Source organism: Pseudomonas sp. LBUM1649 (genome assembly GCF_059716155.1).
On sequence record NZ_CP166807.1, the window covers coordinates 6,467,888 to 6,480,150 of the forward strand.

7 protein-coding genes are annotated in these 12,263 nt (G+C 60.8%); all 7 read left to right on the plus strand.

The window, feature by feature from the left end:
- Positions 1-4: 4 nt before the first annotated feature.
- From ACA058_RS30100 to ACA058_RS30130, 7 genes are read left to right on the plus strand one after another with little or no spacing between them, the layout of a single operon-like run.
- Positions 5-3,070 (plus strand): virulence factor SrfB, encoded by a 3,066-nt coding sequence (locus ACA058_RS30100; RefSeq protein WP_497637150.1) that lies wholly within the window; start codon positions 5-7, stop codon positions 3,068-3,070.
- The gene (locus ACA058_RS30105) at positions 3,067-5,778 is read left to right on the plus strand and encodes a putative virulence factor (RefSeq protein WP_497637151.1); all 2,712 of its coding nucleotides are present in this window, start codon (positions 3,067-3,069) and stop codon (positions 5,776-5,778) included. Before ACA058_RS30100 ends, ACA058_RS30105 begins: the two co-directional genes overlap by 4 nt.
- Positions 5,779-5,781: 3 nt before the next feature.
- Positions 5,782-6,804, plus strand: coding sequence for a hypothetical protein (locus tag ACA058_RS30110; RefSeq protein ID WP_497637152.1), 1,023 nt, complete (start codon positions 5,782-5,784; stop codon positions 6,802-6,804).
- Positions 6,805-6,815: 11 nt separating this feature from the next.
- Positions 6,816-8,795 (plus strand): vWA domain-containing protein, encoded by a 1,980-nt coding sequence (locus ACA058_RS30115; RefSeq protein WP_497637153.1) that lies wholly within the window; start codon positions 6,816-6,818, stop codon positions 8,793-8,795.
- Between the two features lie 10 nt (positions 8,796-8,805).
- On the plus strand, positions 8,806-9,507 hold the full coding sequence (locus tag ACA058_RS30120) for an ABC transporter ATP-binding protein (RefSeq protein ID WP_497637154.1): 702 nt from the start codon (positions 8,806-8,808) through the stop codon (positions 9,505-9,507).
- A complete protein-coding gene (locus ACA058_RS30125; protein WP_497637155.1) occupies positions 9,491-10,714 on the plus strand; it encodes an ABC transporter permease in 1,224 nt (407 codons plus the stop codon). The genes ACA058_RS30120 and ACA058_RS30125 overlap by 17 nt, the downstream gene beginning before the upstream one ends.
- Entirely contained in the window at positions 10,704-12,248 is a 1,545-nt protein-coding gene (locus tag ACA058_RS30130) for an SUMF1/EgtB/PvdO family nonheme iron enzyme (RefSeq protein WP_497637156.1), read from the plus strand. The genes ACA058_RS30125 and ACA058_RS30130 overlap by 11 nt, the downstream gene beginning before the upstream one ends.
- Positions 12,249-12,263 lie beyond the last annotated feature (15 nt).

The following is a 12,263-nucleotide window of genomic DNA, read 5'->3' on the forward strand; positions in this document are numbered from 1 at the left end:
CGACATGTTGCCTGAAGTCACTCAATTCGAAGACACCGTCACGCTGGTCAGCGACACCGGCATCCAGTTCATGGATTTCGCCCTGCGCCTGGATCCCCGCAAGGAACCGGCGGGCGAGTTCGCACCGATGATCAGCGGGCTGATATGCCGCCTGGCGTACAACGAAGAGAAAGACTTCTTTTTCTATGAGCCTGAACCGGAAAAAGTCGAAAAAGCCAAACCTGCGTTCAGCGTCGATATGAAAAGCAGTCTCGATTTGCTCGACGGTATCTGGCTGCCGACCCCGTTTTTCCGCTTCATGCCGCCGCATCGCTTCGACGAAGGCCCGACCAACTGGTCGCGCATGCGTCTGGTGAAACTGGCGACTCCCGACATCGACGGCAATACACACCGCCTGACGATGGCGTTCGACAGCCGTGTGATGCCCAAGCGTGACGGCACGGCTTACCTGGCGCCAAACGAAGAAGACATCAGTTCCGGCGTGTCTTTCAAACTGGCGACCAAGGCCAGCGAAACTCGTTGGTTCCTGGCGCAGCCGTGGGTCAACGAGTGGCTGCTGGAAGTGTTCAACGAGGGCAATGCCCACCGTTCGCGCGCTGAGCTGGACACCGATATCCGCGCCAACTATCACCTGGCGCACTACCTCAACTTGCTCAGCCTGTTGAGCAAGCCGTCAGCCGCCCAGCAGTCGAAGACCGGGGCGAAGGTTGAAATCCCCGAGCTGAAAGTGGTCGCCAACGACAGCAATGGCCTGGTCAAACCGATTCCGGTGGACCTGGTGCTGGACGTCGGCAACTCGCGCACCTGCGGCATCCTGATCGAAAACCACGGGCAGGCCGGCTCCGGGTTGAAGCAGAACTACGTGCTGGAACTGCGCGACCTGATCACCCCCGAACACACCTACAACCTGCCATTCGAAAGCCGCGTGGAATTCGCTCAAGCGTACTTCGGCAAGGACCACTGTTCGGTCAAGAGCGGGCGCCACGATGCGTTCCAATGGGCGACGATTGCCCGTGTCGGCAATGAAGCCAGCCGTCTGGCCAGCCGTCGTCGCGGTACCGAAGGCTCCACGGGCCTGTCCAGCCCGAAACGCTATCTGTGGGACGAAAACGCTTATGGCCACGGCTGGCGCTTCAATTGCTCGTACATCAAGACCGACAACGAGCCATACGCCACCGCCGCACCGTTCTCGCACCTGATCAACGAAACCGGCGAGGCGCTGTACAGCCTCGAAGAAGACGATCGTCTGCCGGTGTTCATGCCGCGTTATTCGCGCAGTTCGCTGATGACCTTCATGCTCGCCGAAGTGCTGGCCCAAGCGCTGTCACAAATCAACAGTCCGGCCCAACGCTCGCGTCAGGGACACACCCGCGTGCCGCGCCAGCTCAACAGCATCACCCTGACCGTACCGCCGGGCATGCCCCAGGCCGAACGCAGCATCCTCAACGAACGCATGCTGCAAGCCATCGGCCTGGTGTGGAAAAGCCTCGGCTGGCATGCCGGCGAGGAAGATCCACATCAGGATCAGGCCGTCAGTCCGCGCACGCCGATCCCGAGTATCCGTGTGGAATGGGACGAAGCGTCCTGCGGTCAATTGGTGTACCTGTACACCGAGGTCAATGAGAACTTTGCCGGTCACCCGGAAGAGTTTTTTGACACCATCGCCCGACCAGACAAGACCGACCGCCAACGCATCACCCTCGCGACCATCGACATCGGCGGCGGCACCACCGACCTGGTGATCACCGACTATCGCCTCGACCGTGCAGGTAATACCGGCAGCGGCAGCAACGTGCACATCGTGCCGGAGCAGCGTTTTCGCGATGGTTTCAAAGTGGCCGGCGACGACATCCTGCTGGACGTGATTCAGGACTTCATCCTGCCGAGTTTCGAAAAGGCCTTGCAGAACGCCGGCGTAAAAGCCCCGGATTCACTGATGTCACGGTTGTGTGGCGATGAATCGGTCAGCGCCCAGGACATGATCCTGCGCCAGCAGCTGAACCTACAGGTGTTCGCCCCGCTGGGTCTGGCGCTGCTCAAGGCGTACGAGCATTACGATCCGCAAGTGCCGCAAGAAGTCACCCCACAAAGCTACCGCCAATTGCTCGGTGACAACGCGATCAGCAAGACCGTACTCGACTACGTCAACGCCGCCGTGCGCCGCGATGTCGGCAGTCAGAGTGGTTTCGACCTGTATGCCGCGCCGATCAGCTTCGACCTGCAAAGGCTCCACGCCGCGTTCCTCAACGACCAGATCAACATCACCAAAATCCTTGGTGCGCTGTGTGAGGTGGTCGCGCATTACCCGTGTGATGTCTTGCTGCTGACCGGCCGCCCTTCGCGCCTGCCCGGCATCCAGGCGTTCATTCGCAAGGTGTTGCCGCTGCCACCGGGACGCATTCTGGCGCTGCAGAACTACCGCACCGGTGGCTGGTATCCGTTCCACAAGAACGGCCGGATCGACGACCCGAAAAGTACCGCCTCAGTCGGCGCCATGCTCTGCCTGTTGTGCGCCAACCACAGCGTGCCGAACTTCTACTTCCGTGCTTCGGCACTCAAGCCGTATTCGACGGTCAAGCACATCGGCGTCATCGACCTGAACAACGTGATCAAGGATGCCGACGTGCTGTACCGCGACATCCAGTCCGAAGACTACAAAATCAAGCTGCCGGAAATTGGCTTTGGCGACGCCGCCGACACGCCGCAGCTGGAAATGCGCGGCGATCTGCGCCTCGGTTTCCGTCAGTTGGCCGCCGATCGTTGGGCCGCCTCGCCGCTTTACACCTTGCGGTTCACCAAGGCGGGTCGGGAGAAGTTTTCCCGGGCAATCGGTGAAAACGGCAGCGCGCCGCTGCTCAAGGTGCGGTTCGAGGTCAAACCGGCGGACAAATACACCCGCAAGCAGGATCTGGTCAGCGACCGCCTCTCGGTTCGCGACATCGAATCCAACAGTAACAACGTCAACTTCAACCCGCGCAGCGACCTCGAGCTGGAACTCAACACCATGCTCGACGCCGGCCTGAGCGAGACCAAGTACTGGCTCGACAGTGGAAGTGTGAAACGCAAATGAATGACCTGACCCCCGATCAAACTCAGCTCTCTGCCAGTTGGGCCGCTGTTTATGAAGGCGCCGGTCAGGCGCTGGACTGGATAGACCAGACGCGCGGCAATGCACCGCGCCTGGACAGCGAAGCCGACAACTTGAACATCCGCCTGCACCGCGCCCGCAACCTGGCTCAAAGCCTCGGTCGCGTGGCCTGCACGCCGATGACCATTGGCTTTTTCGGCTTGTCCCAGGCCGGCAAGTCCTACCTGATTTCGGCCCTCGCCGCCGGTCAGAACGGCAAACTGGAGACCGAATTCGGTGACCAGCGCCTGGACTTCATCAAGCACATCAACCCGGTGGGTGGCGGCAAGGAGGCCACCGGCCTGGTGACGCGCTTCAGCCGTCGGGCGACGGAAAGTCAGGACAATGACTTCCCGGTAGAACTCACGCTGTTCAAGGAAATCGAGCTGGCGAAGATTCTCGCCAACGCCTGGTTCAAGGATTTCGACCTTGAGCGGATTTCCTACGAGATCGACGAAGAGCGCATCCAGCGCGTGCTCAAACCGTTCGAAGGCCGCGAAACCGGGCCTCTGCAAACGGGGGTCAATGCCGACGACCTGGTGTCGCTGTGGGATTACCTGCGCGACAACTTCCGCAACTCGGTGAAGAAGCTTGAGCACCTGTACTGGCCCAAAGCGTTGCAAACGGTGCCACGTCTGAATTTCCAGGAACGGGCCGAGCTGTTTTCGATCCTCTGGGGTGAGCAAAGCGAGTTGACCCGCGTGTACCAGCAACTGGCCGGAGCGCTGCACAAGCTGGGCCTGCCCGAGACCGTGTTCGCACCGTTGAAGGCCTTGGTGAGTTTCGAAAACGACACCTACAGCCAGCGCGATAGCATCATGAACGTCGACATCCTCGAACGTTTCGGCAGCCCCCTGGACTTGCCGATCGATGTTCGACCGCTGGTTGGCGATCGCCTGCAAAATAGTCAGGCGATTGCGGTGGCGCAATTGGCGGCACTGACCGCCGAAATGACCTTCCGCCTGATCGAAGCGCCGGTGGATGACATCGTCAATCAGGTCGACCTGCTGGATTTCCCCGGTTATCGCGGGCGCCAGAAACTGCACGAGATCGCCGATTCCAACGACCCGCAATCCACCGCCAAGGACAACTCCGTTTCCCAGCTGATCTTGCGCGGCAAGGTCGCCTACCTGTTCGAACGCTACACCGACAACCAGGAAATGAATGCGCTGGTGGTCTGCACAAGCTCGACCAAGCAGAGCGACGTCAACGACGTGGGCCCGGTGCTGACCCGCTGGATCGAAAAAACCCAGGGCGCCGACTCGGCCGCTCGCAGCAAGCGCGATACTGGCCTGATCTGGGCGCTGACCATGCTCGACCTGCGCATCACCAACTCCCTCAGCCTGACCCCCGATCAGTACGACGAGAGCTGGAACGGCATGGTCAAGCTGACCATGCTGGAGCGCTTCGGCAGCCTGAGCTGGATGAGCGACTGGGCCGGCACACCGTTCCAGAACACCTACCTTGTGCGCAAACCGCGTATGGACGCGGCGTTCATCGGGCAAGACGCGACCGGTGCGGAAACCGGCCTCAATGCCATCTATCAGGAACGTGTCAGCGCGCTGGGCACCAGCTTCGCCAGCAACGCTCTGGTGTGCAAACACATCAAGAACCCGGCCAACGCCTGGGCAGAAATGCTGCGCAACGATGACGGTGGCATTAGCCACTTCAGCGGCAGTTTCAAAGGCGTGGCCAATATCGAATTCAAATTGCAGCGCATCCGCGAGCAATTGAGCGAGTGTCTCGAAGGCCTGACCACTCACGGCCTGAGCCCCTGGTACCACGCCGACGGCGACGGTGCCGCAGCCGCCAAGAAAGCCAAGGCGCAAATGATTCTGACGGGCCTGGGCCGTCGTCCGGCGGTGCTCGGTGAGTTGATCGATCAACTCGACATACCGAGCGAAGAGGTCCGTGACCTGTATCTCAGCGGTGTGTACGAAACTGATGACGAGCCCGCCGTGAACGACGAACCGGCTGCCCCGACACCGAGCCAGAGCCTGTATGGCAACGACGCCGGTTTCGATTTCGATTTCGCTGACGACCTGAGCCACGACGCGCCACTCAGCAGCAAAACCGGCACCCCGGCGCCCGAGTTGCAAAGCAACGAGCACCGTTTTGCCAAAGCGGCATTCAAGGCCTGGATCGCGCACCTGCGTGAACTGACCACCCGGCAAAGCCTGCTCAACCTGCTGGGGCTGGAAAAGGCATTGCTGGAAGCGGTGGTCGATGAGCTAATCACCGCTGGCTATCGCCAGGACTTGCCGGGGCAACTGAGCCGCGCCGTCCTCAAGCGTGCACAAAGTGGCGCGCGGCGCGATCAACTGGTCGAACGCCAGGTATTGGAAGTGCAACGTGTGCTGAGCGATTTCGTGTCCTGGTTCGGCTACCTACAGAAGCCGGTTAGCGAGCGGCCAAACAGTCGCGCCGGGGCCAAGGAGCCGTTGTTTTCGTTCTACACCGACATTGGCCCGGGACAAGTCCCCGTGCTGCCGGCGCAACCGGCCAATCAGGCACAGCGGTATCTCGGCGACTGGCTCTCGGGCCTGGCCTACATCACGCAGGACAATGCCGGCCATGGTGCCGGACGTGAAATCACCCCTGAACAGAACGAACGGCTGGGCCAAGTGCTCACAGCCTTCGCAGCGAGATAAGCAATGCCCATTCGTGTCGACCTGCTCGCGTTAGAGCCCAATGTGCCTGGCCAGGCCCGCCTCACTGTGAAGAAATGGCAGGGTAGTGAGCAACAGCTGGAGTTTTCCATTCAGCGTAACCAGGACGGTTTTTACCTCCAGGACCACAAAGCCTGGAGCAACAATCCATTCTGGTTCAAGGTCTCGCGTTTCAACGTTACGGCCAGCGGCGAAGGCCTGGAAGCTCAGGTCGGCCCGGACGTGGTCGACCCGCTGCTGGAAGGCGGCACAAACTCGCAGTTCCAGATCGAACTGCGCGAACAGAGCCAAGGCCACGCCGATAAAGGCGTGGTTCGGCCAGGCGTTGGCGTGCTGCCGTCCACGGCCGGCGGCCAGACGCGCTCGACCTACGGCGGCGCTGAACTGACGGCGCCGAGCGTACCGACGCCAGAAATCCCGGAGATCCCGGATCTACCTGAACTGACCCTGTCCACCGCCGAACCAGAATTGGAGTTAGAGTCGGTGCTCACCGAGCCTGCCTATACGCCGCCTCCCGCACCGGTGAAGAAAAGCAACAAAGGCCTGATCGGTCTGTTGATTGTCGTGTTGTTGCTGGCAGCGGGCGCAGGATTCTGGTTCTACCAACGTCCCCCGGCCCCTGCGGTTGCAGCCACTGCCGCCGCACCCGCTGGTGCCGACGCACAAGCCTGCACCCTCGAAAGCATGAACAGCCTGCCCGAGTTGACCTTCGTCCAGACCTGCATCAAGGCGGCACCCGACAGTGCCAAATTGCTGGAGATCATCAACCAGGCCAAGGCCGGCAAGCACTGCGGGGTCGCCCAGCGACTGTACGCCAACCGTGCCCAGGCCGGTGACGCACTGATCGCCAACGCCTATGCCCGCGAATACGACCCTAAATACCTGAAGGCCAGCGAGTGCTTCCCGGCCGCAGACAACGCCACCGCCGCCTACTGGTATGAAACCATCCTCACCCAGGATCCGAACAACGCCGAAGCCAAACAGCGTTTCGAGGAGTTGCAGAAGTGATGCGTTCGCCCATGAGTCGATTCCTGCTGAGCGGTGCCGCATTACTGGCGCTGTGCATCAGCCCGCTGTCCCAGGCCGATGACAAACCGCTGATCCAGGCCGGTAAAAAGACCCTGTTCCAACGCGTGCTGACCACGCCGGGCTGCAAAATAAGCCCGACGGCGGGCGGTGCTGAAGGTGACGCACAACCGGTCTTCAGCCGCTTCTATGTGTACGAACGTGCGCAAGCGAAGAACGTCGAATGGCTGAAAGTCGGCCCCGACAGCTACGGCAAAACCATTGGCTGGCTGCCTGCCAGCTGCACCACCGACTGGAAGATGCAGCTGACGCTGGCCTTCACCAACCCAGCCAACCGCGACCGGCTGCTGTTCTTCAAGGACCGCGCCACCGTCGAAGGCATTCTTGATGCACCGGACCCGGTCAGCAAAGTCGCGCCGCTGCGGGCCACGCTGAAAAAGGGCCAGCAAGCACCGGGCGTACTGGCTGAAGAACCGGAATACTTCGTCGACCTCCAAAAGCAGTTTTACCTGCTGCCGGTGCTCAGTGGCGAAGAAGTCATGACCGAAAGCGGTTTCCGCACGCGTCTGCTCAATGTCGCCTCCGTCAGCAAGCCGGATGACAAGAACGCCAAGGGCGGTGCTGCAAACAGCCCTGCCGGTAGCAAGGAAGCCGAAGACAAAAAGGCCAACCAGCTGAAGGAATTCAGTGCGGCCGTAGTATTTGTCATCGACTCGACGATCTCGATGGACCCCTACATCGACCGCACCCGCGAGGCGATCCGCAAGGTTTACCAGAAGATCGAAGCGCAGAATCTCGGCAAGCAGGTCAAGTTCGGCCTGGTGGCTTTCCGTTCCAACACCCAGGCGGTGCCGGGGCTGGAATACACCACCAAGATGTACGCCGACCCGACGCAGGTGAAAGACAGCGCCGACTTTTTCGCCAGGATCAAAGACCTCAAACAGGCCACCGTGTCGAGCAGCAGCTTCGATGAAGACTCGTTTGCCGGCGTCATGGAGAGCATCGACAAGGTTGACTGGAGCCAGTTCGGCGCACGCTACGTGGTGCTGATCACCGACGCGGGCGCCATCGAAGGCGACGACAAGCTGTCGAAGACCGGTTTGAGCGCCGCACAGGTGCGTATGGAAGCCGCCAACCCGGGCGTGGCGATTTATACCCTGCACTTGAAAACCCCGGCCGGGGCCAAGGACCACGCCAAGGCCGAGGCGCAGTACCAGAACCTGTCGACATACCCGGGCACCAATACCTCGTTGTATTACCCGGTGAACGCTGGCGATGTGCAAGAATTCGGGCGCAAGGTGGACGCCCTGGCCGGGGCGATCACGACACAAGTGAAAGCCGCCTACATGGGCGAAGACGCCATCGGCAGCGCGGCGAACGCCAAGCAGGACCCCGCCGAGAAGAAAATGCTCGAAGACGCGGCGCTGATCGGCCACGCCATGCAACTCGCCTATCTCGGCGAGAAAACCAACAGCAAGGCCCCGCCAGTGTTCAAGGCATGGATCACCGACCGCGACCTGATCAAGCAGAACATCCCGACCACCGATGTGCGGGTGCTGCTGACCAAGTCACAGCTCAGCGACTTGAGCGACGTGATGAAGCAGATTCTCGATGCCGCCAACGAAGGCCTGATTTCGCCGACGGAAATGTTTGATCGCCTGCGTTCCGTGGCAGCGACCATGGGCGCCGATCCCAATCAGCTGAAGCAGAACGGCAACGCCAAACTGGCGGACATGGGCGTCCTCGGCGAATACCTCGAAGACCTGCCTTATCACAGTGAAGTGCTGAACCTGGATGAAGAGACCTGGAAGAGCTGGGATGGTCTGGCGCAAGAGAAATTCATCCGCACGCTGAACACCAAACTGCGGCATTACCAGCGTTACAACGCCGATGTCGACCGTTGGGTAGCTTTAGCCAAAGACAGCGATGCTCGGGACAACGTATACCCCGTGCCACTGGAAATGATGCCTTAACGAGACGCCGATGCTTGATATCAAGAACCTGCTGGTGCGCCGTGGTGAAGGCGCACAGGCTCATCACGTGCGATTGCCGCACCTGCAGGTCGGCGCCGGAGAAATCCTCGCCATCACCGGCGAGAGCGGCAGCGGCAAAAGCACGTTGCTCGAAGCCATCGGCCTGTTGCTTGCGCCGGTGGAACTCGAGCGCTTTCGGCTGGGCCCGACGCACGCTCAGGATATCGCCCAACTGCTGGCCACTGACGACCAGCCTGCTCTTGCAGCGGTGCGTTCACGGCATCTGGGATTCATTTTGCAGAGCGGCGGCTTGCTGCCGTTCCTGAGCGTGCGGGACAACATCAGCCTGCCGCGCCGTTTGCTCGGGATGTCGGCGAAGAGCGAGCACATCGACCACGCCGTTGACGTGTTGCGCCTGCAAGGATTGCTGGATAAACAACCTCAAGCGTTGTCGATCGGCGAACGCCAGCGCGTTGCCTGCGTTCGGGCAATTGCCCATGAACCACTGCTGCTGTTGGCCGACGAGCCTACCGCCGCGCTCGACCCTCACAGCGCCCGGCGTTTGTTTGAATTGCTCCTGAGTCTGGTGTCGAGCATGGGTTTGAGTGCCCTCGTTGTGTCCCATGACTGGGCCTTGCTGAAGGATTTCGGCTTACCGCGACTCGGCGCTATCAGCCATCAGGGAGAGACTCTGTTTGAACCGATGGACTGATCGCTTGCACCTGCTGGGTTCACTGGCGCTGCAAGACCTCTGGCACGACCGCAAGGTCTCGCTGTGCATCGCCGCCTCGCTGGTGGCGGTGATTGCGCCGTTGTTGCTGCTGTTCGGGCTCAAGCACGGGGTGGTCAGCCAGTTGCAGGACGAACTGCTGCGCGACCCGCGCAACCTTGAAGTGAAGATGCTCAGCAACGGCAACTACGACACGGCCTGGATCGAGCGTTTGCGCCAGCGCCCCGAGACCGGCTTTGCCCTCGGCCAGACCCGTTCGCTCAATACCCAGGCTGACCTGCTGATCGGCATGCAACGGTTTGTCGAAGGTGCGGAAATCATCGCCACCGAGCCGGGCGACCCACAACTGAACCTGGCGTCACTCACCCCCGTCGGCAATCAAGTGATCCTCAGCGCCAGCGCCGCGCAACGCTTGCAGGCCAAGGTCGGCGACAGCGTGCAGCTGCGGGCCTTGCGCCGCCTGGAAGGTGTCAATGAACGCGGTGAAATGACGCTGACGGTGCTGGCCGTGCTCGACGGTGCCCGTTTCGGTCGCGCGGCCGGGTTTGTCGCCCCGCCGCTGCTGCTGGATCTGGAGCGTTTTCGCGACGGTTATCAGGTCAGTGGGTTCGGCGTTGCCACCGGCAAGCCTCAGGATAATCTGCAACCGCTGTATGCCCGCGCCCGCGTCTATGCGCGCGACATCGATCAGGTCGCGCCGCTGGAACACTGGCTCAACGAACAACACATCGAAACCTCGAGCCGACTGGCCGACATCGACAACGTCAAAGCCATCAACCATGTGTTGGGGCTGATCTTCGGTGTGATCGCCATGGCGGCGCTGATCGGCTGCGTGGCCTCGATGGTCGGTGCGTTCCTGGCCAACATCGACCGTAAACGCAAAAGCCTGGCGGTCCTGCGTCTGCTGGGTTTCAAACGCAGGGCCGTCGGTGGTTTCGTGGTCCTGCAAGCGCTATTGCTGAGTCTGGCCGGCTACGTTGGCGGGCTGGGGTTTTATGCCGCGGGCAGTCATTTGTTCGACTACCTGCTCGGCAGCAGCCAGGCCACCGGCACCTTCGTTTGCCACATCACTGTTTGGCATGGCCTGGCCGCCCTGCTCCTGACTTTTTCGGTCGCTGCACTGGTGGCCGTGATCGGTGCCCTGCGAGCCATCAACATCCAACCTGCGGAGAGTCTGCGTGAGCTATAAACGTTTTGGCTTGCTGTTACCCCTGACCCTCGGCTACGTGCTCGACGCCTCGGCGGCGGGCTGGGAAGAGAAGTATTACAACCCGATGCCCGAGGCTGGCGACGTCGTGCTGCCAATGCCCTGCGAAGGCTCGATGGTGTTTCGCAAGATATTCATTCCGGTCGCCGGTCCACTGGATGACTACCCGATCAACATCGGTCAGGACGGCGCAGAATACGGCTACGTCGAACAGACTCGTCCGACCTTTATCGCCGGCAGTTTTACCGGGGCCAAGAACGACAAATCCCGCTACTACCTGATGGCCAAGTACGAGATGAGTCAGTTGCAATATGCCGCTCTGACCGAAGCGACCTGCCCCACCGCCGCCACCAAGATGCGCTTGCCGCAAACGGCGGTAAGCTGGGTGCAAGCCATCGACGCCGCCGACAAGTACAACCTGTGGCTGCGCAAAAACGCCGCTGGCAAGCTGCCCAAGGAAGACGGCGCACAAGGCTTCCTGCGCCTGCCGACCGAAGTCGAATGGGAGTTCGCCGCTCGCGGCGGGCTTGAAGTCAGTGCCGCTGAATTCCGCGACACGCACTATCCGATGGCGGAAGGCATCAACGCCTACGAGTGGTTCGCCGGGGCGCAATCGTCCAACGGCAAAGTGCAATTGTCCGGTCTGCAAAAGCCCAACCCGCTGGGCCTGCATGACATGCTCGGTAACGTCGACGAAATGATGTTCGAGCCGTTTCGCCTGAACAAACTCGACCGCCAGCACGGTCAAGCCGGTGGCTATGTCGTGCGCGGCGGTAACTACCTGACCGCGCAGGCCGACCTGCGGACTGCATTACGTAAGGAAGAACCGTATTACAATGCCGAAGGCCAGGTGAAAAACAAGACCACCGGCCTGCGACTTGTGCTGGTCTCCCCGACCCTCACCTCTCGCGAACGGGTCGCCAGCATCGAGAACAGCTGGAAGAAACTCGGCACCGGCAGCCAGGAAACCGAATCCGCCGACAAAGGCACCGTGCAATCGCTGAACAGCCTCGCCTCGGGCGTCGAAGACAAAGCGCTCAAGGAAAAGCTCCAGGCCCTGGAGAACCAGCTGCGCGCCAGCAACCAGCAGCAGGAAGAAACCCGCGACCAGGCGATCCGCGCCAGCCTCAACCTGGGTGCGTTCCTGTGCACCAAAATGCTCGACGACGGTCAATACGTGGACTTCCTGCAAAAGAACTACAAGCTCAATTGCGAAGGCGCGGACAAAGACGCCAGTTGCGACATGCGTAAAGGCAAGCTCGAGGAGCAAAAGGATCGCCTGCACAAACTCAGCCGTTACTACGCCAGCAGCCTTGTGGAATCGGCTACCTTGTACGGCCAGCCACTGCTTGAAACGCAAGTCCCGGTGATGGAAGAAATCATCACCCGCAACAAGCAGCTGCAAGACCTGAAACCTTACTTGCGCACTCACTGGGCCAATCAGAAAACGTTCCTGCAAAAGCAGAAAATCGACACTGTAGCCTGGCTGACCAGCTGCAAAACCGTCACTCAATAACAACGCGTCAACACC